Source organism: Erwinia aphidicola (assembly GCF_024169515.1).
GTDB lineage: Bacteria > Pseudomonadota > Gammaproteobacteria > Enterobacterales > Enterobacteriaceae > Erwinia > Erwinia aphidicola.
This window is the reverse complement of the sequence record NZ_JAMKCQ010000001.1, coordinates 3,807,753-3,834,567: the sequence shown is the minus strand read 5'-3', so window position 1 is coordinate 3,834,567 and position 26,815 is coordinate 3,807,753. Positions and strand designations below refer to the sequence as shown.

The window sequence follows — 26,815 nt, the reverse complement described above, 5'->3', positions numbered from 1 at the left end:
AGTTAATATAACCTTGGATTTATCCGAATACTGAAGCACGGCTATACTGAGTCCTGCTCTCATGGCGTTAATCAGCCTAACCTGCCCTGCACCTGCGCTGTTGGGCCAAAGCACGATCGGGAATATGAAAATACACGCCATAAGTCATGCTCTGCCACAGGCACGTTATCAGCGATGTCCCCAATGCGATACCCTTTTTTCCTTACCAGATGTTAAATCAAGCCAGTCTGCGCACTGCCCGCGCTGCAATGCGCGCATCCTGAATGGCCGGGACTGGTCGATGACGCGACTGACCGCCATGGCGGTGACGATGCTGCTGCTGATGCCTTTCGCTTTCAATGAGCCGCTGATGTCAATCCGGCTGCTCGGCACCAACATTTACGCCAGCCTGCTGGGCGGCATCATGCAGATGACCAGGGAAGGTGACGTCATTGCCGCTTCAATGGTGGCATTTTGCACGATTGGCGCCCCGCTGACGCTGGTCGTCTCTATTGGCTACCTCTATTTCGGTGACAAGCTGGGCATGAACCTGCGGCCGGTGCTGCTGATGCTTGACCGCCTGAAAGAGTGGGTGATGCTTGATATCTACCTGGTCGGCGTTGCCGTTGCCTCAATAAAGGTGCAGGACTATGCCGCCATTACGCCGGGCCTTGGGCTGGTGGCATTTATCTCTCTGACGCTTCTCAGCCTGCTGACGCTGATTCACCTTAACGTTGAACAGCTGTGGCACCGTTTCTATCCGCAGCCTCATCCAAATGTGCCGATTGCCCAGCTGCAGGTTTGCCTGAGCTGCCACCATACCGGCGTGGCCGATGAGCGTGGCCGCTGCCCGCGCTGCCACACGCGGCTCTATTTCCGCCGTCATTTCAGCCTGCAGAAGTCCTGGGCGGCGCTGATCGCCTCAATTATTTTTCTGATCCCGGCTAATCTGCTGCCGATTTCAGTCATCTATCTCAACGGCTCTCGCCAGGATGACACCATTCTTTCTGGTATTCTCTCGCTCGCCTCTGGCAATATCCCGGTGGCTATCGTGGTGTTCGTCGCCAGTATTCTGGTGCCGTTTACCAAAGTTATCGTCCTGGTGACCCTGCTGCTCAGTATTCACTTCAAATGTGAGCAAGGGCTGAAAACCCGCATCCGCCTGCTGCGCGTGGTGCAGTGGGTGGGGCGCTGGTCGATGCTCGACCTGTTCGTCATTTCACTAACGATGTCGCTGGTTAATCGCGACCAGCTTTTAGCTTTTACTATGGGACCGGCTGCCTTCTATTTCGGTTCAGCGGTCATACTCACTATTCTTGCCGTTGAGTGGCTGGATAGCCGTTTACTTTGGGATGCTCATGCAACAGGAAACGCCGACTACACCGACTAATGCACGCGTCAAAAATCGGCGAAAAATATCGCCATTCTGGCTGCTGCCCTTTATTGCCCTGCTGATTGCCGGCTGGCTTATCTGGTCAAATTACCAGGAGCGCGGCACCACGGTGACCATTGATTTCGCCACCGCGGACGGCATTGTGCCGGGCCGCACGCCGGTACGCTATCAGGGCGTCGAAGTCGGGCTGGTGCAGGGCATCAGCATGACCGACGACCTGCGTACCATTAAGATCAAGGCCAGCATTAAAAGCGATATGAAAGGCGCACTGCGTGAGGATACGCAGTTCTGGCTGGTAACGCCGAAAGCCTCGCTGGCCGGCGTTTCGGGTCTGGATGCGCTGGTAGGCGGCAACTACATCGGCATGATGCCGGGCAAGAAGGGGGAACCGCGTGAAAACTTTACCGCGCTCGATACCCAGCCCAAATACCGCTTAAATACCGGCGAAATGATGATCCACCTTCACGCCCCTGACCTCGGCGCGCTGAATAGCGGTTCACTGGTTTACTTCCGCAAAATCCCGGTTGGCCGCGTGTATGACTACAGCATCAACTCCGGTAATCAAGGGGTCACGATTGACGTGCTGATTGAGCGTCGCTTTACCAATCTGGTGAAAAAAGAGAGTCGATTCTGGAATGTCTCCGGCGTTAAGGCCGATGTGGGTCTGAGTGGGGCTAAAGTGCAGCTGGAGAGCCTTGCCGCGCTGGTCAATGGCGCAGTGGCTTTCGATTCACCGCAGGCATCGCAGCCGGCGAAGAGCGAGGACAACTATAACCTCTACCCTGACCTGGCGCAGAGCCAGCGCGGCGTGAAAATTTTGCTCGACCTGCCGGACGGTAAAAACCTGAAGGAAGGCAGCACCCCGCTGATGTATCAGGGTCTTGAAGTGGGTTCACTGACCAAAATGACGCTGCAGGACAACGGCAAAGTCAGCGGTGAGCTGACGCTGGATCCTTCCGTCACCGGCCTGATGCGCAGCGGAACGCGCATTGAGATGCGCAGCCCGAAAATCAGCCTGACTGACAGCAGCCTGAGCAGCCTGCTGACCGGCAATACCCTTGAACTGATCCCCGGCGACGGCGCGCCGCAGGACCATTTCGTGGTGCTGCCAAGCAATGAGTCGCTGCTGCAGCAGCCGAATGCGCTGGAGATCACCCTCACCGCCCCGGAAAGCTACGGCATTGACGCCGGGCAGCCCCTGATGCTGCACGGCATGCGCATCGGCCAGGTGATTAAGCGCACGCTGAATGAAAAAGGCGTCACCTTTAACGTGGCGGTGGCCGCGGACTATCGCGACCTCGTCCACGGCGACAGCAAGTTCATCATTAACAGCCGTCTCGACGTCAAGCTCGGTATTGATGGCATGGAAGTGCTGGGTGCCAGCGCCCGTGAGTGGGTGGACGGCGGTATTCGCCTTGATCCCGGCAGCAAAGGCGAAGTGAAAAAAACTTACCCACTGTATGCTAATGCGGAAAAAGCCGCTGAAGGGGTGGTCGGCGATCGCTTGCCAACTACCCTCACCCTGACGGCCACCAGCCTGCCGGATATCCAGGCCGGTTCCGTGGTGCTTTACCGTAAATTCCAGGTCGGTGAAATCGTCAGCGTTACGCCGCGTGCCGATGCCTTCGACGTTAATGTGCATATCAAGCCGGAATATCGCCGGCTGCTGACCCAAAGTAGCGTGTTCTGGGCTGAAGGCGGGGCGCGCGTGCAGCTTAACGGCAGCGGTCTGACGGTGCAGGCTTCGCCGCTTAACCGCGCGCTGAAAGGGGCGATCAGCTTCGAAAATCTTACCGGCGCCGGAGTGGGCCTGACCCGCCAGGACAAACGCACGCTGTATGATTCCGAAACCGCCGCGCGTGCGGTGGGTAGCCAGATCACCCTGCGCACTTACGACGCCAGCAAACTTTCGCCGGGTTTGCCGATCCGCTACCTTGGCATCACTATTGGTCAGCTGGAATCGCTGGCGCTCGGCGAAGGTAATAATCAGGTGATCGCCAAAGCGGTGCTCTACCCTGAATACGTCAAAGATTTTGCCCGTCTCGGCTCGCGCTTCTCGGTCGTTTCACCGCAGATCTCGGCGGCGGGGGTCAACCATCTGGAGACGCTGCTGCAGCCGTACATTAACGTTGACCCAGGTAAAGGGCGCCCTCAGCGCAGCTTCGAACTGCAGGAATCAACCATTACCGACGCACGCTACCTTGATGGCCTGAATGTGGTGATGGATGCGCCGGAGGGAGGTTCTCTGACGGTCGGAACCCCGGTGCTGTTCCGCGGTATCGAAGTGGGTACCGTGACCGGAACGTCTCTCGGCTCGATGGCCGACCGCGTGCAGATCACTCTGCGCATCAGCAAGAAATATCAACATCTGGTACGGAACAACTCGGTGTTCTGGCTGGCTTCCGGCTACAACCTCAAGTTTGGCCTGATTGGCGGCGTGGTGAAAACCGGCACCTTCCAGCAGTTTATCCAGGGTGGCATTGCCTTTGCCACGCCGCCAACGGTGCCGCTGGCGCCGCAGGCGAATTCGGGTAAACACTTCCTGTTGGAAGATGAAGAGCCGAAGGACTGGCGCAAGTGGGGAACCGCCCTGCCGCAGTAACCTCCTATTGGGCAGCCTTCGCTGCCCAATTTTTTTACCTGCCCCCCTGTGCTAAACTGCGCGCACATTTTTTCCTGTGGATCCTGCCTGTGCCTCACTCTTCCCGCGTGTTTTTCCCGCAGCCTTTTCTCGATCGGATGCAGCAACTGCTGCCGGATGCGAACGACTTCGATCGCTTTATTGCTATCAGCCAGCAGCCGCTGCGCCGCAGCCTGCGCGTTAATACGCTGAAAATCAGCGTTGATGACTTCCTGGCGCTGGTTGCGCCCTGGCAGTGGGCGCTCACGCCGATCCCGTGGTGCGAAGAGGGTTTCTGGATCAGCCGCGACGATGCGGATGCGCTGCCGCTGGGCAGTACGGCAGAGCACCTTGCCGGGCTGTTTTACATCCAGGAGGCCAGCTCAATGCTGCCGGTAAGCGCGCTGTTTGCCAACGGTAGCCAGCCGGAACGCGTGATGGACGTCGCTGCCGCACCGGGCTCTAAAACCACCCAGATTGCGGCGCGCATGGCGAACAAAGGCACCATCCTCGCCAACGAATACTCCGCCAGCCGGGTGAAAGTGCTGCACGCTAACCTCAGCCGCTGCGGCGTCAGCAACAGCGCCATGACCCACTTTGACGGCCGGGTATTTGGCCCTGCATTGCCCGAGTGTTTCGATGCGGTGCTGCTGGATGCCCCCTGTTCCGGTGAAGGGGTTGTCCGCAAAGATCCCGATGCGCTGCGCAACTGGTCGGAAGCCAGCACTGCCGACATCGCCGCCACCCAGCGGGAGCTGATCAACAGCGCGTTTCACGCGCTGAAACCTGGCGGTATCCTGGTTTACTCCACCTGCACGTTAAACCGCAGTGAGAATCAGCAGGTCATTGAGTGGCTGCTCGCCGAGTATCCCGGTGCCGTTGAAATCGAGCCGCTCGACCAGCTGTTTAGCGGCGCGCAGCAGGCCGCCACCGCGGAAGGGTTTCTGCACGTCTTCCCGCATATTTTTGACAGCGAAGGCTTCTTCGTCGCCCGCCTGCGCAAGCTGGAAAGCGTGCCGCGCCTGCCCGCTCCAGGCTATAAAGTGGGCAAGCCGCCCTTTAGCCCGCTTAACCGCAAGCAGCAGCAGGACGTGGCAGATGCCGCAGCAAAAGCCGGGTTGAACTGGAGCGATGAACTGTCGCTGTGGCAGCGTGATAAGGAGCTGTGGCTGTTCCCGCGTGCGATGGAGCCGTGGCTTGGGCGCGTCCGTTTCTCACGTATCGGCCTGAAGCTGGCGGAAACATTCCCGAAAGGCTGGCGCTGGCAGCATGAAGCCGCGATTGCGCTGGCGGATCCTCACGCGGCAAACGCGTTCGAACTGACCAGCAGCGAAGCGGAAGAGTGGTATCGCGGGCGCGATATCTATCCTGAACGCGACCTGCCTGCTGACGAGGTGATTGTCTGCTATCAGCAGCAGGCGATTGGCATTGCCAAAAAGGTGGGCAGCCGGATTAAAAACAACTACCCGCGCGATTTGGTGCGCGACGGCAAACTGTTCAGCGTGTAACAGCCTGCGGCCTGTCATCAGGCCGCATCATTACTGCACCTGGACCAGCGTCAGGTTATTACCAAACACTGCGCCGGTATCGATGTAGTGTTGGTTCCAGGCATTCAGCGGCGCCGGGAGCGGCGTGTGACCAAAGTAGAAATCATCGGCACCGCGGATTCTTGCCCCTTTACCGCGCTGCGCTGCTGCAACGCGCTCGCGCCCCCACAGCACAGCCTCCGTATCGATCTCCTTGCCCCAGGCATACTCTTCCGCCGGATAGTCAGCGTGCGCGATAACCGCGACGCGCTCTGCCAGCTGCAGGTGAAGAATCAGTGGCAATTCGTGACAACGTAACAAATTGCGTTTCACTTCCAGCACCGGTAAACCCTTCATGGAGTAAAACCAGTCGCCGCCGTTGCGGCGCCACATCTGACTGCCCGCCCCGCTCAGCGCATCCAGCGCCATCTGTTCATGATTGCCGCGCACGCAGCGAAACCACGGCTGATGCAGCAGCGCGAGGCAACCTGCACTGTTGGGACCTCTGTCGATCAAGTCACCTACGCCGATGACCAGATCCCGCTGTTGATCGAAATGAAGAGCAGCTAACTGCTGCTGCAACATGTCACGACAGCCGTGCAGATCGCCAACGATGAAAATATGCCGCCAGTTTTCCCCGTTTAAATAGTGGTAAAGCATCGCTTAAACCTTTCTTATCGGCACATATTGACGCCTGGTTTAGTGAATTTGCGATAAAGTATAGCCTTTCAGCCAGACAGGGACTCCAGCGTCATGAATAACCGTAAGCAGTTTTATTTCACGCTGGTGCTAATTACGATTGGCAGTTTGCTGATTATTGAAGTGTTGGCGCGGATGGTACATCTGATTGTGGTCGGGTGACTGACTCAGGCAGGATCATGGTGACAAGGGCCTTTGCGGCCCGAGATTCAATTATTTTAACGCACGCGGATTCTTACGCAGCGATGCAGTCCAGTTAAACTCTTTTACTTCACTCTCTTTCGCCGCGGAGGGCTTACGCGGTTTCTTCGCCAGCACAACTTTGCTGCTCTCGCGCATCACGCGCTCTTTCATTACCAGGCGTTTCGCCTCTTTGAGGATCTCTTTTTCCTCTTTCTTACTGGCAACATGACTTAATTTGTCCGTCAATGTTTTCACCCGCTGCTCCACCAACCCTTTCTCTTCTTCGGTAAACTGATCGATGGATATCTCTTTCTCGCTTTTCATGCAACAGGCTCCCGGCCAGTATTCAGCGCTGCGGGTATCCGCGGCGCCGGGCCACCTGACATCGTAAAGTGCTGCGTGACGATCTACAAGCAGTGATGTCATTTGTAGTGCGAATTTGACTAAGGTTGCCCATTTACCCGCAAAAATGTGAAGATGTGGCGGCATAATCAGGAAAGATGTGCATTTAAGGAGTGATTAAAATGTCAGATGCCCAACTCTATAACTCATCCCCGCTGTTTCGCATTCGTGGAGAGCTGGTCGCCAGCGTTGAAGATGAGCAGGGAGAAGTTTCGGTGATCGATAATAAGATTTATCGACTGATGAGCTTTGACCGGGTCTTTGAGCAAAGCAAGATGCAGAAGAGCCGCCCTGAGCTGCCGGTGCATAAATACATCAGCGCGATGCTGATGGCGGCAGCGCTCACGCCGCTGGATAAGGTTCTGCTGCTCGGGCTGGGCGGCGGCTGTCTGGTGCGCGCGCTGCATGCGCACAATCCCGCCATTGCTATCGATGTGGTCGAGCTGCGCCAGGCCGTGGTTGACGTGGCGAAGCGCTACTTCTGTTTGCCGCTGAGCAACGATATTCGCTATCAGGTAGACGACGCTGCACGGTTCATCGCCAACGCGCTGAAAGGCCACTACTCGCTCATCTGTTCCGATCTCTACTCCGCCAGCGCAGCGGTTCCCCTGCAGTCGACGCGCGCCTTTTTGCGCCACTGCGCCCAGGCCCTGCAGCCGGGGGGTTGGCTGGTGCTTAATCACCAAACGGCCCCCGATGAGGATTCTGCCTTTTCCGATGCGCTAACCTCCCTGTTCAGCACCGTACTGTACTGCTCGACTCCGAGCGGGAATGTGGTGATTTATGCCAGCCGTGAGCACTGTCCTTCACCCTTGTCTGAGCTGCCCGACCGGATGAAGAAAAGTGGTGCGCTGTTTCAGAGTGACTTTTCCCTGCTGGCGCAAAAGGTCTACCGCTGGCCAGGCTCCCGGCCGTAACGACTCTTTTCGTTTTATGTTGCGCACGTTATTGCCGTAAACCCGCCGCTGGTCTACTTTTAGCGCGTAACCAGATAGCATTTTAATAACAGAGACCAATCAATGATCATTAAGGGCTTAAGTAAGGGATTTTTCATCTTCATACTGGCGATCACCACGTTCGCTTTTTTACACATCCTGGGACCCTATTTCTCCGCCATTCTGTGGGCCGCCATCCTGGCGATTATCTTCCACCCGCTGAAAACGAAAATCAGGAAGCATTTGGGTGACCGTAACGGCCTCGCTTCACTGATTTCATTGGTAATTATCTGCCTGATTGTATTCATTCCGCTGGCCATCGTCGCCTCATCGCTGGCGCTGGAATTCAATGCGTTATACAACCGCATCCAAAATAACCAGAGTGAACTGACCTCTGCCGCGGCCGGGGTGATCAACCATCTTCCCGACTGGCTGCGTCACTTCCTTGCCGAAAACAATCTGAACGATGCCAGTGCTATTCAGGAAAAACTCTCCGGCGTGGCGATGAAGGGCGGGCAGTTCTTTGCGGGTAGCCTGATGATGATCGGTAAAAGCACCTTCAGCTTTACCGTTGGCTTCGGCATCATGTTGTACCTGCTGTTCTTCCTGCTGAAGGATGGCGCTTACCTGGTTAGCCTGGCGCTGGACGCGATCCCACTTTCACAATATGTGAAGCAGCATCTGTTTGTGAAGTTTGCCGCGGTATCTCGCGCCACGGTAAAAGGTACGGTGGTGGTTGCCGCCGTACAGGGTGCGCTCGGCGGTATCGCCTTCTTCTTTGCCGGGATTCAGGGCAGTATTTTGTGGGGCTCGCTAATGGCGTTCCTGTCGATTATTCCGGCGGTGGGTTCCGCGATTATCTGGCTGCCGGTAGTGCTGTACTTCTTCTTTACCGGGGCAATCGTTAAAGGGGTGATCCTGACCTTCTTCTTTGTGGTGGTGATTGGCCTTATTGATAATATCCTGCGCCCGCTGCTGGTCGGCAAAGATACCAAGATGCCGGACTACCTGATCCTGATCACCACGCTGGGTGGTATGGAGATTTATGGTATTAACGGCTTTGTTATCGGACCGCTGATCGCCGCGCTGTTTATCTCCTGCTGGAATCTGCTTTCAGGCCGCGACCATCGAGGTAATACCGACGAAATCGATCGCGACTTTATGGAAGAGGGTCAAAACCATCCGGAAAAAGAGATCGAGTAATAAGTCACGGGGCTGAATAAGGCCCCGTTTTTTATTTGGCTTTTCGCTGTCGGTTTATGAGCCGCTACGTAATTTCTGTTTTTAAATTAGGGCTATTAGCACTTAAGCCACCTTCTTTGCTGCCCAGTTTGAATAGAGCATCACGGCGGCCCCCACCAGCAGCATGACTATAGCCGTTGGGAACATCTTCTCATTCGTCCCCCCCAATCCGCCTGCCCCCAGAAAGTACACTGCCGCGAGGAGCGCTTTAACGGCTTTCAATACATTATTTTGCTGCTTCATACAGATGCTGCGAACCGCCCATGCACCCAAAATTAACCCCATAAAACCTAACACTGTTCCCATTGCATGAACCTTATAAGGTTAATTAAATAACCTGTTTACGTTAATTTTACAGGTAATATTACCTGCCATATTTACGAGGCGCTACGCAAATTTGTTTGATGAATGAGATTAATTAGCCAGACGGGAGTATTTTATCGGCGGGTGCTTGAGGCTTTCTGCCTTAAGCATGTTGCAGACGGCAGAAAGAGAAAAGCCCCACTTTGACTCTTAATCAAAATGAGGCCATCTCTAATGCTCCACAACATTAGGTTAGCTTCTTGCGTGCCGAAAGGCAAGGAGACGCAACCATGAAGCAGCAATGGGTGATTACGGTCACCGCTCTGATTATCATCGCGGCTATTGCGGTCGTGCTGGTCAGCAGGAAAGACCTCTGTGAGGTACGCATCCGAACCGACCATACGGAGGTTGCCGTCTTTATGGCTTACGAATCCAAATCGTGATGGCAACCGGCGGGGAGCAATCCCCGCCACTTTGTTGTTGGGCTGTTAGCGCTTAAGCACCCTTCTCATTCCAGGATCGTTTTGAGGTCTAAAATTAAAGTCATATCTGGACACTCTGTTATCAGAGTGGAAGCCAAAAAATAGTTTGGACGGCAAATTGACATCATAGCCCCTGGGCTATACATTAACTCTATAGCCTTTAGGCTATAAGGAGCACAGGATGTGGGAAGTTAATACTTCGGACCTATTTGATAAGTGGTTTGATAGTCAGACGGAAGAACTACAGGAAGATATACTGGCGGGGTTGGGGCTGATTGAGGCCGGAGGGCCAAATCTTGGACGTCCTTTTGTTGACACTGTACGTGACTCTATATTTAAGAATATGAAAGAGTTGCGAGTACAACACAAAGGCGACCCCATCAGAGCATTTTTTGCATTTGACCCTGAACGAAATGCTATAGCGTTGTGTGCTGGTGATAAGAGTGGGGTCAACGAGGCTAAGTTTTATGCTGATATGATAAAACTAGCCGATAGAGAGTACCAAAAACATTTAGATAGCCTGGAGAAATGAGATGGCAAATTTAAAAGAACTGATGGCTAAACGCTCTCCAGAAGGCCAGCAGCGCATCAAAGAGAAAACAAACGAGCTATTGATAGTTACAAGACTCGACCAACTGAGAGAGGCGGCAGAAGCGTCTCAAACCGGCGTAGGTAAAGCTATGGGTATCGCACAGCCGACAGTGGCGGCGATGGAACAGCGTGGCGCAGAGATTAAAGTTTCGACCCTGAAGCGATATGTTGAAGCTATCGGTGGGACTCTCAATGTTTCTATTGATCTCCCTAACGGAAAACACCTTGAATTAACTATGTAAGGCACCAAAAGTCTATTGCTGGCGCGCCTGCGCCAGCAATCAACTTGTGACGTGATTACAGCATGCCACTACACAAATCTGCCTCAACATTCACGTAACCCGCTATTACCTTATTTTTTAGCTGACCAAAATACGCGTCCGCCAAAATCTTCTGCATAAGAGGTACTAACCCGCCAGTCCATCGAACTAAATGCGAACCCCAAGACGTCCCTACCCTCAAAATCAGGCAGTGGTCGCGCCGTTGGGCAAAGCAAAGCTCATTTTAGCACTCCTGTGGTAATATAAGGTTAGTAATCATTAAAAGAGGTAGTTTTATGTCAAACTTTGATTTTTTTACTCAGACAGATATATGCTCATCAATTATCAGAGCTGAGGATTTATTAAACACTGGGATTTTTGAAGAAACTAATCGTGGAAATCCACTCTTCCGCTCTGCATTCATCGAATTACTAATCCTGGTCAACGATTTAATGCATAAATGCAAAGGCATTAATCATAAAATTTGTTTTTCGGAGGACATAACTCCCTTCACTCACCCGACATCCGCGAGGAAAAATGTTTCGGACGTATTTGATGCTATTAAACACTGTCGTGATGCGATGTGTCATATCGATGCTGATCAACACATGCTTACAGCAGAGGGTGTAAAAGCAACTTTCAATACTTGTTACGGCAAAGGCATTATACTTCAAGTAAACAGCACACGATTGGAGTCGAAATATGATGATGACATAGCATTTCAAATTGGACCACAAGTATTATATATGAATCGTCATATTCAACGAGCATTTACCGACTGCAAGGCCATTTTAACTCCATTACTTGCGCCCATGCATCAATTACGATTGTCGATGCGATAATTCATGCTGACGGGGATTGTGAATCTGGTTGTCGTGGGAACGCCCGCATACTGCGCGGGTTCCCCGATCATGTAACAGACGAAGCCCTCCCCCTCCATTTCCGTGCCATTCTCTAACAGCGCTTCAATACCTGCGGCAATTTCCTTTCCCTCAGCTCTGCTCTGAGCTGCCGGGATAACCACTTTCACCTGATAAACGCCTTAGTTCACCTTGTACTTTAGCAAGATTAACCGTAGAGGGTGTGGCGGGCTTTACAACAAGCAAAGTGGTGAAGAATTCGCACAAAAGTTACTCGGGCATAGGAATGTTGAACAAACAGATGAGTACATCGACGGGCGCGGTCGAGAGTACACTATCATTTAGACCGGGAAATGTGTTTTCGTGGATTTTTCGTGTAATTTCGTTTTTCACGAGAAAATATCTATACTATTCTAATGGTTAAAAAAAGACCGAAGACGATTCCTGTCTTCGGTCCAGGGAAATGGCTCTTTTCAGAGCCGTGCGCTAAAAGTTGGCATTTATGCAGGCGGTTACGCCTTGCACTTTAAAAGGTAGACCAGAAGTGGGGGATTTCCAGCCAGTTGTCAACAGCCCGGCAACTGATTGTTAGCGCTGTGATCCCGGCTGCATATAACCAGAGGGTTTTGCTGCGCGGCACGAGTTAACCGCTCAGAAATCCAGGCTGGCGAACCGCGACAGATGCGCCAGCGCTGAGGATCAGCGACAGAGTTTTTCGGCGCGGGCGATGATAGGCGCCAGGCTTTTCTTCTCGCCGGGATGAGTGGGATCGTCTGCCAGAATCTTGTCGATAGGGAAGCCTTTTGACTGGCCGGATTTCACCTTCGCCTCGGCCTCGGCGTTGAGCGGATACTGCACCAGCGTGCCGTCATTGATGGCAAACAGCACGTTGCCCTTTTCGCAGCTCAGCATGATCTCTTCGCGGGTAAACGGCCAGTTGTCTTTGCCCATCTCAAAGCGGCTGACGGTTTCAATTCCGGCCATTGCGCTGCTGCTAACGCCCAGTGCTACCAATAACAGTGCCAACTTTTTCATCTCTATACCTCAAACAATAAAACTTAATCTGCCATGTGAATAATCATCGGGCTTATGACGGTTCCAGCGTGGCAAACACGCTGACCGTCAGCACGACCGCCGCCGCCAGCGCTATCTCAGCCAGCGTGGTGGTCATAAAATGTTGCTGCGCCCCTTCTCCGCTGCGCTGAAAGCGCGGCACCAGCCAGTAGCGGTTAAACAGGGCGATGGCTATCATCGCCGCCACCAGCAGGGTTTTTAACAGCAGCAGCTGACTGTAGAGGCGGAAACTGCCGGGCGGCCAGCCAAGGATCAGCAGCGCGTTGACCATGCCGCTTATCAGCACCAGCGCAACCGCCAGATGGCCATAGCGCGAGAAGCGCATCATGGTACAAATCGCTTCATACTGCGGCTTATCCTGGCGTGCTAAGCGCATCAGCAGCACCACCGGCACCAGTCCTCCCGCCCAGAATGCGGCAGCAATCAGATGCACCATCTGGTTAGTGCGCTGCAGCACGCCCATCCAGCCCTCAAGCATTGCCGCGTGCCCGACAAATGCCAGGCCGGCGAGCTGTGTCAGCGCCATGAGCAACAGGGCCGTCTGGCGCGCACTGCCGCGCAGCCAAAGTGCGAGGCAGCCCAGCAGCGCGCAGGCTAACTGGCCCTGCCAGACCAGGCCGAACCGGGTTTGCAGCACGGCAAGCCAGGTTTCCCCATCGAGAATATCCTGCCAGCCATCGCCCATTAGCCCGGTCTGCGCGGCCAGCAGTAGCAGCGCGCTCAGGAACGTCAGCCAGCTGGCAGCGCGCATCAGCGGCATCAGCCGCTGGCTGAGTGGCTGGCGATAGTGCTCCGGGGCCAGCATAACCGTCATGGCACCCGCCCCCGCCAGCGACATCAGCGCGCTGAAGTGCACAAAACGGCACAGGATGTAGACGCCTGCCAGTGAGATCATTACGGCACGCTAAAGGTGTAGTTCCCTTTTGTCTTATGACCATCTACTGACAATACGTGCCAGCTGACCTTATACTCCTCACCCCTTTTCAGCGGCTGCTTGAACTGCACGCGCAGCGTGTCGCGCTGGCCTGGAACGCGTTTCGCCTTTAGCTGCGGCAACGGCGAGTTATCCATATGGGTCACGACGATGCCGCTAAACGCCGGCTCGACATTTTCAGTAAACTGGATGGTCAGCGCATTGGGATATTGACTGCCCGCCGGATTTAACGAGGTGTATTCACTTTTAAGATGTGCATGAGCAGAAGCCTGCTGGGCAAAAAGAGCGGCAGTAAGTAAGCCGGAGATCTTGAAGAAGTTACGCATGAATCGCAATTATCCTTAACAATGCGCAGCACCTTGCTGCCTGAGGCCGAAAGAATACTCCGCTTAAAAACCAGTGTCGAGGTGATAGCAGCTATCAATCCACGCTGAAACTTGCTAATCCGTGCCTTCTGCATTACTTTCTGCCACAAACCATCGGGAGGACATTATGAGTTACAATCTGGCCACGCTGCCGCAGGATGAGAAAGATAAGGTTAACGTTGATCTGGCCGCCGCAGGCGTGGCGTTTAAAGAGCGTTATAACATGCCGGTCATCGCCGAAATGGTTGAGCGCGAGCAGCCAGAAGCGCTGCGTGACTGGTTTCGCCAGCGTCTGATGCATTATCGTCAGGCCTCACTTTCACTCTCCCGCCTGCCCTGGGAACCCAAGCAAAAATAGCGACTTGCGTTTTGCTCCCGCTTCGGTTGAGATAAGACACCTACTTTCTCGTCTCGGGGGAGCACCTATGTCCAGTTGGACTATCGCTGCAGCACAGTCAGGTTCACGTCCAGGGGATATTGCCTGGAACCTTCAGCACCACCTCGAATTTGTCCGCTACGCCGCTGTACACCATGTTGATCTGCTGATGTTTCCTGAACTTTCCCTGACGGGGTATGAGCTGCCGCTGATGGCGAAACTGGCGATGAGCACTGACGATCCGCGTCTGCAAGCCTTCGCCGATGCCGCGCAGGAGCATCAGATGGGGATTAGCATCGGCCTGCCGCTGCAAAGTGGTAAAAACGTGCGCCTTTCGGCACTGACCTTCCTGCCGGACGGCACCCGTCTCGCCTACAGTAAACGCAATCTCTTTGGCCCGGAGCAGCAGATATTCACCCGGGGCGAAGCCCTGCCGCTGTTTGGCTATCAGCATCACCATGTCGCCATCGCCATCTGCGCCGATATCAGCGTGGAGGAGTATGCCCGTGATGCCGCTCACCGCGGTGCCGATCTCTATGCTACCAGCGTGCTGGTGTCAGAGAACGGCTACGAGACCGATTGCGAGTACCTTGCCCACTGGTCGCGCGAGTATAAAATGGCGATCGTTATGGCCAACCATGCGTGGCCGAGCGGGGGTTATATCTGCGCCGGAAAAAGCGCTTTCTGGGATCAGAGCGGTCGCCAGGTAGTGCGCGGCGGCGAGGGTGAGCAGCTGATTGTTGCCCGGCGCAACGCCAGCCATTGGCAGGGAGAGGCACATCCGTTACCCTGCCCGTCAAATCTGTAAACGGGAGAAGTTATGTTACGCGTGATAGACACGGAAACCTGCGGGCTGCAGGGTGGCATCGTCGAAGTGGCATCAGTCGATGTGGTGGACGGGCAGATCGTCAATCCGATGAGCGACCTGATCTCCCCCGACCGCCCTATCAGCCACCAGGCGATGGCGATCCACAGAATTACCCCAGCGATGGTGCACGGTAAACCGACCATCGAAGAGGCTATCGGTCGCTATCACGGCAGCAGCCATTACGTGGCGCATAACGCCAGCTTTGACCGCCGCATGCTGCCGGAGATGCACGGTGAGTGGATCTGCACCATGACGCTGTCTCGCCGCCTGTGGCCCGGCCTCAAATACAGTAACCAGGCGCTGCGCGAGACGCTGCAGCTGGACGTCGAGCCCCCTGCCGATCTGCACGCCCACCGCGCGCTGTACGACTGCTACGTCACGGCCGCTTTACTGATCCGCATTATGTCGTTTAGCGGCTGGGATGCCGCCGAGATGGTGCGCCGTATGCAGGTGCAGGGCTCGGTAAATACCTTCCCGTTCGGCAAATATCGTGGGCAGAAAGTGGATGAAGTGGCGAAGAAAGATCCGGGATATTTAAAATGGATGCTAAAAAATATCACGGATCTGAAGCCCGACTTACGCAGTGCTATGCAGCGGGCGCTGAGCGCGGTTGATTAAGCGTTCTGACCGGGCAGCAGTCCGGTCGCCAGCGCGATAAGAAACGCATATTCCAGCGCCACGCCTTCATACGCTTTAAAACGTCCTGATTTACCGCCGTGGCCGGAATCCATATCGGTGTCCAGCAATAGCAGGTTGTCATCGGTCTTCAGCTCGCGCAGTTTTGCCACCCATTTTGCCGGTTCCCAGTACTGCACCTGGGAGTCATGCAGCCCGGTCGTCACCAGCAGGTGCGGATAGGCCTGGGCGCTGACGTTGTCATACGGGCTGTACTGTTTGATGTAGTGGTAATACTTTTCGTCGTTGGGGTTACCCCACTCATCATACTCACCGGTGGTCAGCGGGATCGTCTCATCCAGCATGGTGGTGACAACGTCAACAAACGGTACCTGCGCGACGATGCCGTGGAAGCGCTCTGGCGCCATATTCATTACGCTTCCCATCAGCAGGCCACCGGCGCTACCGCCCATGGCATACAGTTTTGCCGGATCGCCGTAACTTTTTTCCACCAGCGCATGGGTGATGTCGATAAAGTCGTGAAAAGTGTTGAGCTTATTCAGCAGACGCCCATCGTCGTACCACTGCTGGCCCATCTCACCCCCGCCGCGAATATGTGTCAGGGCAAAGACAAAACCACGGTCAAGCAGGCTGAGACGGCTGGCGCTGAAGTCGGCATCCATGCTGCTGCCGTAGGAACCATAGCCATAAACCAACAGTGGATTGCTGCCCGGCGTAAAGCTGTCCTTGCGGTAAACCAGCGATACCGGCACTTCAACACCATCACGCACGCTGATCCACAGACGCTCGCTGAGGTACTTACCGGCATCAAACCCCTTCACTTCGGTCTGCTTCAGCACTTCGCGCTCGCCGCTGTCGAGATCCAGCTCAAACAGCGTATCGGGTGTGGTCATTGAGGAGTAGCCATAGCGCAGCTTGCTGCTGTCCGGGCTGGGGTTGTAGCCGATCCAGGTGACATAGGCCGGGTCATCGAAAGCAATGGCGCTGCTCTCCCCGCTCTGCCAGTTGATCTGCCGCAGGCTGGTCAACCCACGCTCGCGCTCCTCCACCACCAGCCAGTCGCGAAACAGCGCATAACCCTCCAGCACGATGTTGTTACGCGGGGCAATCAACGTCTGCCAGTGCTGCTCCTCGAAACGCTCACTGCGGTATAAGCCGAAATTTTTGCCTTCGCGGTTGGAACGTATATAGAACTGTTGCTGGTAGTGATCCACGCTGTATTCGTGATCCTTGCGGCGCGGGCTGAAAACCTGCGGCTGCGCATCCGGCTGCTCAGCATCCAGCAGCAGGATCTCACTGGTGGTGCTGCTACCAAGCGCAATAGCCACAAACTGCTCAGAGGTGGTCTTATAAACGCTGACGTAGAACGTATCGTCCAGCTCCTCATACACCAGCTGGTCCTGCGACTGCGGCGTCCCAAGCGTATGGCGCCAGACCTGATAAGGCAGCAGCGTCTTTTTGTCTTTCAACACATAGTAGAGCGTGCGCGAGTCGGCCGCCCAGGTCATGCTGGAAGCCACGCCTTCCAGCACCTCCGGATACCACTCCCCGCTGCGTATATTGCGCAGGCGGATGCCATACACCCGGCGCGAGAGGAAATCTTCCGCCACCGCCATCACTTGGTTATCCGGGCTGATCGCCACGCCGCCTAAGGTATAGAACTCGCTGTCAGCGGCACGCTCGTTGCCGTCCAGCAGCGTATCCCAGACGTCCGGGGTTGTGGTCTCAGCAGGCTGGCGGGTATAGAGGGTGTACTCATTGCCCTCTTCATAGCGGCTCTGATAGCGGTAGCCTTTTTTCACATAGGGCACTGAATGGTCACGCTGGGGGATGCGCTCGACAATTTCCTTCAGCAGCTGTGCCTGTAGCGCCTGCTGCGGCAGTAATGCCGCTTTGCAGTAATCATTTTCAGCGCGCAGATGCGCCAGCACCTGCGGGTTTTCACGCTCATCGTCGCGCAGCCAGTAGTAGTTATCGGTGCGCGTATCGCCGTGCAGCGACATCACATGAGGGATTTTTTGTGCTTTAGGAGGTGTCATATTATCTTCGCGGTTGCTGTGTCTGTCTGTAAGGTTGGCAGCAACCAGGCTGATTGCCAAGGGGTTATGGCGAACAATCTGGCAATCAGCACGGGGGATGAGCTGAAAGGCGATAACTTCACCGCCTTCAGGTTCAGGCAGGAAGTTTTTGTTTTTCGGCGCGGATATCCGTTTCAATCGACTGCCGCACGTCGGCGGGGATTTTCAACGCATCGCCCAGCGCCTGCAGGTAGCTGCGCTCCATAAAGTGGTCGACGTCGATCACCAGATTGCTGAGGAAATAGACTTCCAGCGCTTCCTCTTCATTTTTCACATCCGCAGCCAGCGTATTCGGGTCCAGTGGCCGGTCGATGGCGCGCTGAACAATCTGCTCGGCCTGCGTGCCCAATCCCGACTGGTGAATATGCTGATCGATGGCTTTGCGCTCTTCTGCATCAATATGCCCGTCGCTTTTTGCCGCGAACACCAGCGCTTCAATCAGTCGTTCAGCGCGGCGATCGACAGGCGTGCTCTGCTGGCCGAACTGCGGCTCATCCTGATGCGTTTCGCTGACGCGCTGCTTATATTTATTCCACAGCACGGCACCTGCGGCGGCGCTGCCGCCAATGATTAGCGCATTTTTACCGTATTTAGCCAGCAATCCACGCGATGACTTACTGGCAATCAGTAATCCAGCCAGCCCGCCGAGTGCCCCGGGCGCCAGCATCTTGCTCAGGCCTTCACCACCGGACGATTTACCCGCTTTGCCTAATACCGTCTGAATCTGTTGCAGCCAGTTGCTCATACTCACTCCTTCATTGCCAGAAAACACCACAATAGGTGACCCCGCGTCAGGAAACGTCAAAGCATGAAAAGGCGCTAAAATTTTCACTGTTTGTTACCGTTCCCCTGCTGGTGGAGACGGTAATTTGTTCCTATTTTAAAAGGCCAGGGGAAAACAGCTTAAGGAGCCACATGAGATTTTCAACCAATCCACTCTTTATCAATACCGTACTGTTAGGGGGCAACCCGCAGGAAAAGCTTGCAGCCGCTGCCCAGGCAGGTTTCGCTCAGGTTGAATTGTGGCAGCAGGATGTTGAGGCAGCAGAAGGTGGCGTGGAAAGTCTGACGGCGTTATGCCGTTCGCGCTCGCTTGGTCTGACCGATTATCAGGTTCTGCTGGACTTTGACGGCGCGCCGGACGATCTGCGCGACAGCAAGCGCCAAGAAGCCCTGCGGATGATGACCACGGCACAGCAGCTGGGGGCATCTACCGTACTGGTTCCCGCCTCAACCCATGCGCGCTGCCAGGCTGAACGGGTGGAAGACGATCTGCGCTGGCTGGTGGCGCAGGCCGCCGGGCGGGGATTACGCGTGGCGTATGAAGCGATGGCCTGGAGCCAGCAGATCAATAACACCGCCGCCGCCTGGCAGCTGGTGAAGCGCATCGATGCGCCCAATCTGGGGCTGGTCGTTGATGCCTTTCATATATTTGTGCGCCAGCGCAGCGTTGAAGATTTGGTGGGTATTCCGGCAGACAAAATTTATCTGGTGCAGCTCTCCGACCTCGACAAGCAGCCGGAAGATGGCAGTCTGGTTGATGTCGCCCGTCATCAGCGCCTGCTGCCGGGAGAGGGCCATTATCCGCTGGAGGATTTACTGGGCCATTTGCAGAAGATTGACTACCGCGGGCCAATAGGACTGGAGGTGTTTAACGATCGGCGTAAGGCGGCCGATCCGTTTGCTACGGCAGCAGCGGCAATGAATGCCCTGCGTGGTGTACTGTAGGGTTGAAGCATGCGTCCCCAGGGGTCAGGGTCAGGGTCAGGCATGCCTGACCCCTACAGAGCAGGTTAAACCGCGCGCAGTTTGCCTTCGGCGACGTCTTCGCTGCCGTCGGCCGCGCTGCTCTCTTCCGGCAGCTTGCCGGTGCGCAGGATCTGCTGCAGCGCGTCTTTATTCTCGGCCAGGTAGAGGCCAAGCGCCTCGCCCTGCTGCTCGTCTATCTCCAGCGGGCTGGCGCTCAGCCAGTCAGAGAACACTTCCGCCATGTCGAGCATCTTGTCGTAGGCATCGGCTTCTTTCTTGCTGGCAAATGTCATCTTTTCCTCACCTTTTCTGACGACAACGTATTTGATCTCAACAGCCATGATTTTCGTCCCGTTTAACTGTATTTTTATACAGTATAGCAGCGGCGCTTTTTTGACTCAAGTGCAAACTGCCGGATGAATACGCAAACGTTTTCGTTTATACTGCGCGCGTTTTTTTAATCCATTCAGGTAGAGATTATGACGACTCTTGGAACCGCGCTGCGCCCTGCAGCAACCCGCGTAATGCTGTTAGGATCTGGTGAACTGGGCAAAGAGGTGGCGCTGGAGTGCCAGCGTCTGGGCGTGGAAGTTATCGCCGTTGACCGATACGCAGATGCCCCGGCAATGCACGTTGCGCACCGCAGTCATGTTATCAACATGCTGGATGGCGCCGCGCTGGCTGCGCTGGTCGCCCAGGAGAAACCGGACTTTGTGGTGCCGGAGATCGAAGCGATTGCCACCGATATGCTAATCGAGCTGGAAAAACAGGGCCAGCACGTGGTGCCCACCGCCCGCGCGGCGAAGCTGACCATGAATCGCGAAGGTATCCGCCGCCTGGCGGCAGAAGAGCTGGCGCTGCCTACCTCAACCTACCAGTTCGCCGACAGCCGTGAAGCCTTTCTCGCAGCGGCTGATGAGATTGGCTTCCCGTGCATCGTCAAGCCCGTCATGAGCTCATCCGGCAAGGGTCAAAGCTTTATTCGCACAGCTTCGCAGCTGGATGCCGCCTGGGAATATGCCCAGCAGGGTGGCCGTGCCGGCGCGGGCCGCGTCATCGTTGAAGGCGTGGTGAAGTTTGATTTTGAAATTACGCTGCTGACCATTAATGCGGTTGACGGTATCCACTTCTGTGCGCCCATCGGCCACCGTCAGGAAGATGGCGACTACCGCGAATCCTGGCAGCCGCAGCAGATGAGCGAACTGGCTCTGCAGCGCGCGCAGGATATTGCGAAGAAAGTGGTTACCGCCCTTGGCGGTCGCGGCCTGTTTGGCGTGGAGCTGTTTGTCTGTGGTGATGAGGTGGTGTTTAGCGAAGTCTCCCCGCGCCCGCACGATACCGGGATGGTCACGCTGATTTCGCAGGATGTTTCCGAGTTCGCGCTGCACGTGCGTGGCTTCCTTGGCCTGCCCGTTGGCGGCATTCGTCAGTACGGCCCGGCGGCATCGGCAGTGATCCTGCCAGAACTGGACAGCACTAACGTGCAGTTTGGCAATCTGTCAGCAGCACTCGGGGCGGGTTTACAGCTGCGCCTGTTTGGCAAGCCGGAAATTCAGGGTAAGCGTCGGCTGGGCGTGGCGCTGGCCACCGGTCATGATATTGATGATGCGGTACAGCGTGCCGTCGCAGCGGCTGCTCAGGTTAAAGTCAGCGGGTAATTGGCAGGCGGTAAAACTCAGGGCGCTGATATCAGCGCCCTTTTTTCATCTCTGCTCGCTTAACGTGCGCCCGCCACCGCTTCGCGCGCCAGCTGGGTAATACGCTCATAATCCCCTGCTTCCAGCGCGTCGGCGGGCACCAGCCAGGAACCACCGATGCAGAGCACGCTTTTCAGCGCCAGATAGTCGCGATAGTTTGCCGGAGAGATCCCGCCCGTCGGGCAGAAACGCACCTGCGGGAACGGGCCGCCAATGGCCTGCAGGGCTTTCACGCCGCCGTTAGCTTCCGCCGGGAAGAACTTAAATTCGCGCAGGCCATAATCAAGACCGGTCATCAGCTCAGACACGGTACTGATACCGGGGATCAGCGGCACAGAGCCGGCAACGGCCGCCTTCAGCAGCGGTTCAGTCAGCCCCGGGCTGATAATAAACTGCGCGCCAGCATCGGTCACTTCCTGCAGCTGCTGAGCGTTTAACACCGTCCCTGCACCGACAATCGCCTCCGGCACTTCACGCACCATCGCTTTCAGGGCATCCATCGCACAGGGAGTACGCAGCGTCACTTCCAGCACGCGCACGCCGCCCGCCACCAGCGCTTTCGCCATCGGTACCGCGTGCTCCAGCTTGTTGACTACGATAACCGGAACGACCGGGCCGGTGGTGAGGATCTGTTCTGCGCTTGTTTTCCAGTGACTCATCTGTGACCTTCTCCTGTCGGGCCTGCCTCCCGTCCTGGCGGATCGTTGCAGGCAAAAGTGACGCCTACAGCGTCAGGAATATGATTGCGTGCTCTACCATACAGGAGAAAGCCCGCAGGCGTCTATGCCACCTGGTTATTTTTAAAATGGAGGTTCATTTTTAATGAATCTGAATTTTGACCATAAAAAAACCCGCCGCAGCGGGTTTTACTGTTCAGGCATGAACTACTCGAATTCATTCCATGAGCGACCATCGCGGGTGATCATCGCGACGGAAGCCACCGGCCCCCAGGTGCCCGCCTGATAAGGCTTAGGCGCTTCTTTATCGGCAGCCCAGGCATCCATAATCGAGTCGACCCACTTCCACGCCTCTTCCACTTCATCACGGCGCACGAACAGTGCCTGAATACCGCGCATGGTTTCCAGCAGCAGGCGCTCATAGGCATCTGCCAGGTGCGACTGGTTGAAGGTTTCTGAGAAGCTCAGATCCAGCTTGGTAGTCTGCAGGTTGTGCTTGTGGTCCAGGCCAGGCACTTTATTCAGGATCTGAATATCCATGCCTTCATCCGGCTGCAGGCGAATGGTCAGTTTGTTCTGCGGCAGCTCCTGCCAGGTATCTTTGAACAGGTTCAGCGCCGGATTCTTGAAGTAGACCACCACTTCAGAACATTTGGTCGGCAGACGCTTACCGGTACGCAGGTAGAACGGCACGCCCGCCCAGCGCCAGTCGTCGATATCCACGCGGATAGAGACGAAGCTTTCCGTGGTGCTGGTTTTGTTCGCTCCCTCTTCTTCCAGGTAGCCAGGCACTTTTTTGCCCTGCACGAAGCCGGACGTGTATTGGCCACGCACGGTTTTTTCACGCACGTTGGTGTGGTCAATACGGCGCAGGGAGCGCAGCACTTTCACCTTTTCGTCGCGGATACGGTCGGCAGAGAGGTCCGCCGGCGGTGACATCGCCACCATGGTCAGAACCTGCAGCAGGTGGTTCTGGATCATATCGCGCATCTGGCCAGCCTGGTCAAAGTAACCCCAGCGGCCTTCGATTCCCACTTCTTCGGCCACGGTAATCTGCACGTGGTCGATGGTGCGGTTATCCCAGTTGGAAGCAAACAGCGAGTTAGCAAAACGCAGCGCCAGCAGGTTAAGCACCGTCTCTTTACCGAGGTAGTGGTCGATACGGAAAACCTGGCTCTCGTCGAAGTACTCACCGACCTGATCGTTAATTTCCTGCGAGGTCGCCAGCGAAGTGCCCAACGGTTTTTCCATCACTACGCGCGCCGGGTGCGCATTCAGCTTGGCAGTGCCCAGCCCCTTACAGATCGCGCCGAAAGTGCTTGGTGGCATCGCGAAATAGTTGATAGTGACGCGTTTTTTCTGGTCCAGCATCTTACCGAGGCGGGGGAAATGACTGCTGTCGTTCACATCCAGGTTGCAGAAATCGAGGCGGTTGCTGAGCTTATCCCACAGCGCTTCGTCGATTTTCTCCTTCATGAAGGTTTCCAGCGCTTCACGCACCACCTTGGTATAGGCTGCTTTATCCCACTCAGCGCGGCCAACGCCGATGATGCGGGAGTCCTCATGGATCTGACCGGCTTTTTCTAATTGGTACAGTGAGGGCAACAGTTTCCGGCGTGCAAGGTCGCCTTTGGCACCGAAAATGACCAGATCGCATGCCTGGGCTGTTTGTGTAACCGCCATTTCATTCTCCTCGTTGCAGGATTAGCCTGTCCCTAAAATTGCGTAGTCAGACAGACTCTTATTGTAATTTTGTTTCAATACAATGTACTGCTTTTGCCCGGTCCGCGTAAACCAGCCGGACGCACTCAGGCACAATGTATTCAACCAATGCCTAATTTAGTGACAAACCTCAGGGGGTGGCACTCAGTTTGTGCGTAATTTTTCGACATTTTTGTTACTGTTATTACAGTTGTGAAAATCAGACACAGCTCAAACTCTGGCAAAAAATGTAAAGTATTGTCGTTATGCTACTGCCACCGGGCCTGTAGCGCATTGTATATTCTCTACAAAATGACATCGATTTCTCCTTTGATTGAAATCGTCAGAATGTATGAGCGGGTAGCAATATGAATATGCTGGAAAAAATTCAGTTACAACTGGAAAATTTGAGCAAATCCGAACGCAAGGTGGCAGAAGTGATCCTCGCCTCCCCGGCCACCGCGATGCACTCCAGCATTGCGCTGCTGGCACGTGCTGCCGGCGTCAGCGAACCGACGGTTAATCGCTTCTGCCACCGTCTGGATGCCAACGGTTTTCCAGATTTTAAACTCCAGCTGGCTCAAAGCCTGGCAAACGGCACGCCCTATGTCAGCCGTAATGTTGAACAGGATGACAGCGTCGAGTCCTATTCCGGCAAAATTTTCGAATCGGCGATGGCCGGTCTCGACCGGGTGAAACAGAGTCTGGACGTTAATGCCGTCAATCGCGCGGTCGACCTGCTCACCCAGTCGAAGAAAATCGCCTTTTTTGGCCTGGGCGCATCCGCCGCTGTCGCGCACGATGCGATGAATAAATTTTTTCGCTTCAATGTCCCCGTCATCTATTCAGATGATATTGTGATGCAGCGCATGAGCTGTATGAACAGCGGTGAAGGCGATGTGATGGTGCTGATCTCCCATACCGGGCGCACCAAAAGTATGGTCGAACTGGCAATGCTGGCCCGTGAAAATGATGCCACCGTGCTGGCTATCACCTCTCCCGGCTCGCCACTTGCCCGCGAGGCCACACTGGCTCTGACGCTGGACGTTCCCGAAGACACCGATATCTATATGCCAATGGTTTCCAGACTGGCGCAGCTCACCCTGATTGACGTTCTGGCCACCGGTTTCACCCTGCGGCGCGGGGCGAAATTTCGCGATAACCTGAAGCGGGTGAAAGAAGCCCTCAAGGATTCACGCTTCGAGAAAGAGAGCCTGATTTCTGCTCTGACGCGCCAGTAATTAACCGTTTTTTAATCAGTAACGACGGTAAAGGGTCGAATTCATCTGGCCCATATCATATAACTAGAGATACAGCCTAAGTAGTGCTTGCTCCCGCAACACCACACTCAAAGTCAACGGAGTTATACATGTCAAGACGTCTCAGAAGAACCAAGATCGTAACCACTTTGGGGCCCGCCACCGATCGCGATAACAACCTTGAAAAAGTCATCGCGGCGGGCGCCAATGTCGTTCGTCTGAACTTCTCACATGGCACAGCAGAAGATCACCAGATGCGTGCAGATAAAGTGCGTGAAATTGCGGCTAAGCTGGGGCGGCATGTGGCGATTCTGGGTGACCTTCAGGGCCCTAAAATTCGTGTTTCAACCTTCAAAGAGGGCAAAGTGTTCCTGAATATCGGCGAACGCTTCCTGCTGGATGCCAGCCTCGGTAAAGGTGAAGGCGACCGTGAAAAAGTCGGTATTGACTATAAAGGCCTGCCGGCTGACGTTGTCCCGGGGGATATTCTGCTGCTGGATGATGGTCGCGTGCAGCTGAAAGTGCTGGAAGTCCAGGGCATGAAGGTGTTTACCGAAGTGACCGTTGGCGGCCCGCTATCTAATAATAAAGGCATCAACAAGCTCGGCGGCGGCCTGTCTGCTGAAGCGCTGACGGAAAAAGATAAGGCTGACATTCTGACCGCAGCCAAAATCGGCGTTGATTACCTTGCCGTCTCCTTCCCGCGCTGCGGAGAAGACCTGAACTATGCGCGCCGCCTGGCGCGTGAAGCGGGCTGCGAAGCGAAAATCGTCTCCAAAGTTGAGCGTGCCGAAGCCGTTGCCAGCCAGGAAGCGATGGATGACATCATTCTCGCCTCTGATGTGGTCATGGTCGCCAGGGGGGATCTGGGGGTTGAAATCGGCGATCCGGAACTGGTCGGTATTCAGAAAGCGCTGATCCGTCGTGCGCGCCAGCTCAACCGCTCCGTGATCACCGCGACCCAGATGATGGAATCGATGATCACTAACCCAATGCCTACCCGTGCAGAGGTGATGGACGTGGCGAACGCCGTACTGGACGGCACCGATGCCGTGATGCTGTCGGCCGAAACCGCAGCGGGACAGTATCCGGCGGAAACCGTTTCAGCAATGGCGAAAGTGTGCCTGGGCGCGGAGAAAATCCCCAGCATTAACGTCTCCAAGCACCGCCTCGACGTGCAGTTCGACAACATCGAAGAAGCGATTGCCATGTCGGCGATGTATGCCGCCAACCATCTGCAGGGCGTTACCGCGATTATCACCATGACCGAATCCGGTCGTACCGCACTGATGACCTCGCGTATCACCTCCGGCCTGCCGATCTTCGCCATGTCGCGCCACGAGCGCACTCTGAACCTGACCGCGCTCTATCGCGGCGTGACGCCAGTGTTCTTTGACAGCAACAATGATGGCGTAGCGGCAGCGCACGACGCCATTAACCTGCTGCGTGAAAAAGGTTTCCTGATGTCGGGCGATCTGGTGATCGTCACTCAGGGTGATGTGATGAGCACCACCGGCACCACCAATACCAGCCGCGTACTGCGCGTCGAGTAATCCGCCATCCGATTGGGCCGCTCAGGCCCAATCTTTCTCATTTTCTCCAGGCAGTCGTGCCGCCATCCTGACTCTTTATCTCCCCGCACAAAATATTTTTCACCTATAAAACACTTTTTTTGTGACGCAGATCACACTCATGATATTAGGTTTGCTTATGCAACCTTTGTCACATTAAATCTGTTGAATGATAATAATTACTATTTATAATCTCATTCACATTACTATTACGACATTAAAAGCGGTTTAAACCCCACAAAAAGGAGTTTTATTATCCCATATCGCTAAAGCCCACGCTTTAACCTATTGACCGGAAAAACGCTACCGGCAAAAAACATTAAACATACTGAACTGACGCAGCGCGTCAGGCGGA

General features: G+C 55.2%; 28 protein-coding genes. 16 read left to right on the top strand and 12 right to left on the bottom strand.

Features of this window, described 5'->3' with window-relative positions; all coding sequences use genetic code 11:
* The first annotated feature begins 124 nt into the window (after positions 1-124).
* From yebS to rsmF, 3 genes are all read left to right on the top strand, one after another.
* A complete protein-coding gene (gene yebS, locus J2Y91_RS18060; RefSeq protein ID WP_048915893.1) occupies positions 125-1,369 on the top strand; it encodes a membrane integrity lipid transport subunit YebS in 1,245 nt (414 codons plus the stop codon).
* Positions 1,338-3,974 (top strand): PqiB family protein, encoded by a 2,637-nt coding sequence (locus tag J2Y91_RS18055; protein WP_133623780.1) that lies wholly within the window; start codon positions 1,338-1,340, stop codon positions 3,972-3,974. Before yebS ends, J2Y91_RS18055 begins: the two co-directional genes overlap by 32 nt.
* A gap of 89 nt (positions 3,975-4,063) precedes the next feature.
* Positions 4,064-5,500 carry a 16S rRNA (cytosine(1407)-C(5))-methyltransferase RsmF gene (gene rsmF / locus J2Y91_RS18050; protein WP_099753652.1) on the top strand — a complete coding sequence of 479 codons (1,437 nt, stop codon included), beginning with the start codon at positions 4,064-4,066 and terminating at the stop codon, positions 5,498-5,500.
* Between the two features lie 30 nt (positions 5,501-5,530).
* Here the strand turns inward: rsmF and J2Y91_RS18045 are convergent, their stop codons facing one another.
* Together J2Y91_RS18045 and yjbD are read right to left on the bottom strand one after the other, a co-directional pair.
* Positions 5,531-6,178, bottom strand: coding sequence for a metallophosphoesterase (locus tag J2Y91_RS18045; protein WP_133623781.1), 648 nt, complete (start codon positions 6,176-6,178; stop codon positions 5,531-5,533).
* A 252-nt stretch (positions 6,179-6,430) separates the two neighbouring features.
* Positions 6,431-6,724 (bottom strand): DUF3811 domain-containing protein, encoded by a 294-nt coding sequence (yjbD, locus tag J2Y91_RS18040; RefSeq protein WP_048915856.1) that lies wholly within the window; start codon positions 6,722-6,724, stop codon positions 6,431-6,433.
* 200 nt (positions 6,725-6,924) lie between these two features.
* Here yjbD and J2Y91_RS18035 point away from each other — a divergent pair, with 200 nt between their 5' ends.
* Entirely contained in the window at positions 6,925-7,719 is a 795-nt protein-coding gene (locus J2Y91_RS18035) for a spermidine synthase (RefSeq protein WP_253539132.1), read from the top strand.
* A 102-nt stretch (positions 7,720-7,821) separates the two neighbouring features.
* Complete coding sequence (locus J2Y91_RS18030; RefSeq protein WP_133623783.1) at positions 7,822-8,940, top strand: AI-2E family transporter; 1,119 nt, start codon at positions 7,822-7,824, stop codon at positions 8,938-8,940.
* A 102-nt stretch (positions 8,941-9,042) separates the two neighbouring features.
* On the opposite strand, the gene J2Y91_RS18025 is transcribed toward J2Y91_RS18030, so the two are convergent.
* The gene (locus J2Y91_RS18025) at positions 9,043-9,285 is read right to left on the bottom strand and encodes a hypothetical protein (protein ID WP_133623784.1); all 243 of its coding nucleotides are present in this window, start codon (positions 9,283-9,285) and stop codon (positions 9,043-9,045) included.
* Between the two features lie 287 nt (positions 9,286-9,572).
* Here J2Y91_RS18025 and J2Y91_RS18020 point away from each other — a divergent pair, with 287 nt between their 5' ends.
* The 4 genes from J2Y91_RS18020 to J2Y91_RS18005 all read left to right on the top strand — a co-directional run bounded on the left by J2Y91_RS18020 (position 9,573) and on the right by J2Y91_RS18005 (position 11,457).
* Positions 9,573-9,725: a Hok/Gef family protein gene (locus tag J2Y91_RS18020; RefSeq protein WP_133623785.1), complete on the top strand. Its 153-nt coding sequence runs from the start codon at positions 9,573-9,575 to the stop codon at positions 9,723-9,725.
* 220 nt (positions 9,726-9,945) lie between these two features.
* Positions 9,946-10,296 (top strand): type II toxin-antitoxin system RelE/ParE family toxin, encoded by a 351-nt coding sequence (locus tag J2Y91_RS18015; protein WP_133623786.1) that lies wholly within the window; start codon positions 9,946-9,948, stop codon positions 10,294-10,296.
* A gap of 1 nt (position 10,297) precedes the next feature.
* Positions 10,298-10,597 (top strand): helix-turn-helix domain-containing protein, encoded by a 300-nt coding sequence (locus J2Y91_RS18010; RefSeq protein ID WP_133623787.1) that lies wholly within the window; start codon positions 10,298-10,300, stop codon positions 10,595-10,597.
* 314 nt (positions 10,598-10,911) lie between these two features.
* On the top strand, positions 10,912-11,457 hold the full coding sequence (locus J2Y91_RS18005; RefSeq protein ID WP_133623788.1) for a hypothetical protein: 546 nt from the start codon (positions 10,912-10,914) through the stop codon (positions 11,455-11,457).
* Here the strand turns inward: J2Y91_RS18005 and J2Y91_RS23065 are convergent.
* The 4 genes from J2Y91_RS23065 to copC form a co-directional block, all read right to left on the bottom strand.
* Positions 11,433-11,639 carry a phage tail terminator-like protein gene (locus J2Y91_RS23065; RefSeq protein WP_366521330.1) on the bottom strand — a complete coding sequence of 69 codons (207 nt, stop codon included), beginning with the start codon at positions 11,637-11,639 and terminating at the stop codon, positions 11,433-11,435. The genes J2Y91_RS18005 and J2Y91_RS23065 overlap by 25 nt on opposite strands.
* 535 nt (positions 11,640-12,174) lie before the next feature.
* Positions 12,175-12,510, bottom strand: a complete 336-nt coding sequence (locus tag J2Y91_RS18000; protein WP_133623790.1) for a YebY family protein — start codon at positions 12,508-12,510, stop codon at positions 12,175-12,177.
* A 52-nt stretch (positions 12,511-12,562) separates the two neighbouring features.
* Positions 12,563-13,444, bottom strand: a complete 882-nt coding sequence (gene copD, locus J2Y91_RS17995) for a copper homeostasis membrane protein CopD (protein WP_208864884.1) — start codon at positions 13,442-13,444, stop codon at positions 12,563-12,565.
* Complete coding sequence (copC, locus tag J2Y91_RS17990) at positions 13,444-13,809, bottom strand: copper homeostasis periplasmic binding protein CopC (RefSeq protein ID WP_048915848.1); 366 nt, start codon at positions 13,807-13,809, stop codon at positions 13,444-13,446. The genes copD and copC overlap by 1 nt, the downstream gene beginning before the upstream one ends.
* 166 nt (positions 13,810-13,975) lie before the next feature.
* On the opposite strand from copC, the gene J2Y91_RS17985 reads away from it, so the two are divergent.
* The 3 genes from J2Y91_RS17985 to exoX all read left to right on the top strand — a co-directional run bounded on the left by J2Y91_RS17985 (position 13,976) and on the right by exoX (position 15,710).
* Positions 13,976-14,206 (top strand): DNA polymerase III subunit theta, encoded by a 231-nt coding sequence (locus J2Y91_RS17985; protein ID WP_048915847.1) that lies wholly within the window; start codon positions 13,976-13,978, stop codon positions 14,204-14,206.
* A 67-nt stretch (positions 14,207-14,273) separates the two neighbouring features.
* Positions 14,274-15,032, top strand: a complete 759-nt coding sequence (locus J2Y91_RS17980) for a carbon-nitrogen hydrolase family protein (RefSeq protein WP_133623791.1) — start codon at positions 14,274-14,276, stop codon at positions 15,030-15,032.
* A 12-nt stretch (positions 15,033-15,044) separates the two neighbouring features.
* A complete protein-coding gene (gene exoX / locus J2Y91_RS17975; RefSeq protein ID WP_133623792.1) occupies positions 15,045-15,710 on the top strand; it encodes an exodeoxyribonuclease X in 666 nt (221 codons plus the stop codon).
* Here exoX and J2Y91_RS17970 read toward each other — a convergent pair.
* Positions 15,707-17,767: a S9 family peptidase gene (locus J2Y91_RS17970; RefSeq protein ID WP_133623793.1), complete on the bottom strand. Its 2,061-nt coding sequence runs from the start codon at positions 17,765-17,767 to the stop codon at positions 15,707-15,709. The two genes, exoX and J2Y91_RS17970, sit on opposite strands and share 4 nt — an antisense overlap.
* Positions 17,768-17,900: 133 nt before the next feature.
* On the bottom strand, positions 17,901-18,551 hold the full coding sequence (locus J2Y91_RS17965; RefSeq protein ID WP_048915843.1) for a tellurite resistance TerB family protein: 651 nt from the start codon (positions 18,549-18,551) through the stop codon (positions 17,901-17,903).
* 170 nt (positions 18,552-18,721) lie between these two features.
* Between J2Y91_RS17965 and J2Y91_RS17960 the strand changes: the two genes are divergently transcribed.
* The gene (locus tag J2Y91_RS17960) at positions 18,722-19,534 is read left to right on the top strand and encodes a sugar phosphate isomerase/epimerase family protein (protein ID WP_133623794.1); all 813 of its coding nucleotides are present in this window, start codon (positions 18,722-18,724) and stop codon (positions 19,532-19,534) included.
* 65 nt (positions 19,535-19,599) lie between these two features.
* Here J2Y91_RS17960 and J2Y91_RS17955 read toward each other — a convergent pair whose 3' ends face one another.
* A complete protein-coding gene (locus tag J2Y91_RS17955) occupies positions 19,600-19,896 on the bottom strand; it encodes a YebG family protein (protein WP_133623795.1) in 297 nt (98 codons plus the stop codon).
* Between the two features lie 138 nt (positions 19,897-20,034).
* Here J2Y91_RS17955 and purT point away from each other — a divergent pair, with 138 nt between their 5' ends.
* The gene (gene purT, locus J2Y91_RS17950; protein WP_133623796.1) at positions 20,035-21,213 is read left to right on the top strand and encodes a formate-dependent phosphoribosylglycinamide formyltransferase; all 1,179 of its coding nucleotides are present in this window, start codon (positions 20,035-20,037) and stop codon (positions 21,211-21,213) included.
* A gap of 59 nt (positions 21,214-21,272) precedes the next feature.
* Here the strand turns inward: purT and J2Y91_RS17945 are convergent, their stop codons facing one another.
* Together J2Y91_RS17945 and zwf are read right to left on the bottom strand one after the other, a co-directional pair.
* Complete coding sequence (locus J2Y91_RS17945) at positions 21,273-21,911, bottom strand: bifunctional 4-hydroxy-2-oxoglutarate aldolase/2-dehydro-3-deoxy-phosphogluconate aldolase (protein ID WP_048915839.1); 639 nt, start codon at positions 21,909-21,911, stop codon at positions 21,273-21,275.
* A gap of 225 nt (positions 21,912-22,136) precedes the next feature.
* On the bottom strand, positions 22,137-23,612 hold the full coding sequence (zwf, locus tag J2Y91_RS17940; RefSeq protein WP_048915838.1) for a glucose-6-phosphate dehydrogenase: 1,476 nt from the start codon (positions 23,610-23,612) through the stop codon (positions 22,137-22,139).
* Positions 23,613-23,998: 386 nt separating this feature from the next.
* On the opposite strand from zwf, the gene J2Y91_RS17935 reads away from it, so the two are divergent.
* Positions 23,999-24,871: a MurR/RpiR family transcriptional regulator gene (locus J2Y91_RS17935; protein WP_048915837.1), complete on the top strand. Its 873-nt coding sequence runs from the start codon at positions 23,999-24,001 to the stop codon at positions 24,869-24,871.
* Positions 24,872-24,999: 128 nt separating this feature from the next.
* Positions 25,000-26,442: a pyruvate kinase gene (gene pyk / locus J2Y91_RS17930; RefSeq protein WP_048915836.1), complete on the top strand. Its 1,443-nt coding sequence runs from the start codon at positions 25,000-25,002 to the stop codon at positions 26,440-26,442.
* Positions 26,443-26,815: the final 373 nt, after the last annotated feature.

Bases quoted from the DNA above. Each gene is read 5' to 3' on its own strand.
- yebS (WP_048915893.1), top strand. From the start codon at position 125: ATGAAAATACACGCCATAAGTCATGCTCTGCCACAGGCACGTTATCAG.
- J2Y91_RS18055 (WP_133623780.1), top strand. From the start codon at position 1,338: ATGCAACAGGAAACGCCGACTACACCGACTAATGCACGCGTCAAAAAT.
- J2Y91_RS18045 (WP_133623781.1), bottom strand. From the start codon at position 6,178: ATGCTTTACCACTATTTAAACGGGGAAAACTGGCGGCATATTTTCATC.
- yjbD (WP_048915856.1), bottom strand. From the start codon at position 6,724: ATGAAAAGCGAGAAAGAGATATCCATCGATCAGTTTACCGAAGAAGAG.
- J2Y91_RS18035 (WP_253539132.1), top strand. From the start codon at position 6,925: ATGTCAGATGCCCAACTCTATAACTCATCCCCGCTGTTTCGCATTCGT.
- J2Y91_RS18030 (WP_133623783.1), top strand. From the start codon at position 7,822: ATGATCATTAAGGGCTTAAGTAAGGGATTTTTCATCTTCATACTGGCG.
- J2Y91_RS18025 (WP_133623784.1), bottom strand. From the start codon at position 9,285: ATGGGAACAGTGTTAGGTTTTATGGGGTTAATTTTGGGTGCATGGGCG.
- J2Y91_RS18020 (WP_133623785.1), top strand. From the start codon at position 9,573: ATGAAGCAGCAATGGGTGATTACGGTCACCGCTCTGATTATCATCGCG.
- J2Y91_RS18015 (WP_133623786.1), top strand. From the start codon at position 9,946: ATGTGGGAAGTTAATACTTCGGACCTATTTGATAAGTGGTTTGATAGT.
- J2Y91_RS18010 (WP_133623787.1), top strand. From the start codon at position 10,298: ATGGCAAATTTAAAAGAACTGATGGCTAAACGCTCTCCAGAAGGCCAG.
- J2Y91_RS18005 (WP_133623788.1), top strand. From the start codon at position 10,912: ATGTCAAACTTTGATTTTTTTACTCAGACAGATATATGCTCATCAATT.
- J2Y91_RS18000 (WP_133623790.1), bottom strand. From the start codon at position 12,510: ATGAAAAAGTTGGCACTGTTATTGGTAGCACTGGGCGTTAGCAGCAGC.
- copD (WP_208864884.1), bottom strand. From the start codon at position 13,444: ATGATCTCACTGGCAGGCGTCTACATCCTGTGCCGTTTTGTGCACTTC.
- copC (WP_048915848.1), bottom strand. From the start codon at position 13,809: ATGCGTAACTTCTTCAAGATCTCCGGCTTACTTACTGCCGCTCTTTTT.
- J2Y91_RS17985 (WP_048915847.1), top strand. From the start codon at position 13,976: ATGAGTTACAATCTGGCCACGCTGCCGCAGGATGAGAAAGATAAGGTT.
- J2Y91_RS17980 (WP_133623791.1), top strand. From the start codon at position 14,274: ATGTCCAGTTGGACTATCGCTGCAGCACAGTCAGGTTCACGTCCAGGG.
- exoX (WP_133623792.1), top strand. From the start codon at position 15,045: ATGTTACGCGTGATAGACACGGAAACCTGCGGGCTGCAGGGTGGCATC.
- J2Y91_RS17970 (WP_133623793.1), bottom strand. From the start codon at position 17,767: ATGACACCTCCTAAAGCACAAAAAATCCCTCATGTGATGTCGCTGCAC.
- J2Y91_RS17965 (WP_048915843.1), bottom strand. From the start codon at position 18,551: ATGAGCAACTGGCTGCAACAGATTCAGACGGTATTAGGCAAAGCGGGT.
- J2Y91_RS17960 (WP_133623794.1), top strand. From the start codon at position 18,722: ATGAGATTTTCAACCAATCCACTCTTTATCAATACCGTACTGTTAGGG.
- J2Y91_RS17955 (WP_133623795.1), bottom strand. From the start codon at position 19,896: ATGGCTGTTGAGATCAAATACGTTGTCGTCAGAAAAGGTGAGGAAAAG.
- purT (WP_133623796.1), top strand. From the start codon at position 20,035: ATGACGACTCTTGGAACCGCGCTGCGCCCTGCAGCAACCCGCGTAATG.
- J2Y91_RS17945 (WP_048915839.1), bottom strand. From the start codon at position 21,911: ATGAGTCACTGGAAAACAAGCGCAGAACAGATCCTCACCACCGGCCCG.
- zwf (WP_048915838.1), bottom strand. From the start codon at position 23,612: ATGGCGGTTACACAAACAGCCCAGGCATGCGATCTGGTCATTTTCGGT.
- J2Y91_RS17935 (WP_048915837.1), top strand. From the start codon at position 23,999: ATGAATATGCTGGAAAAAATTCAGTTACAACTGGAAAATTTGAGCAAA.
- pyk (WP_048915836.1), top strand. From the start codon at position 25,000: ATGTCAAGACGTCTCAGAAGAACCAAGATCGTAACCACTTTGGGGCCC.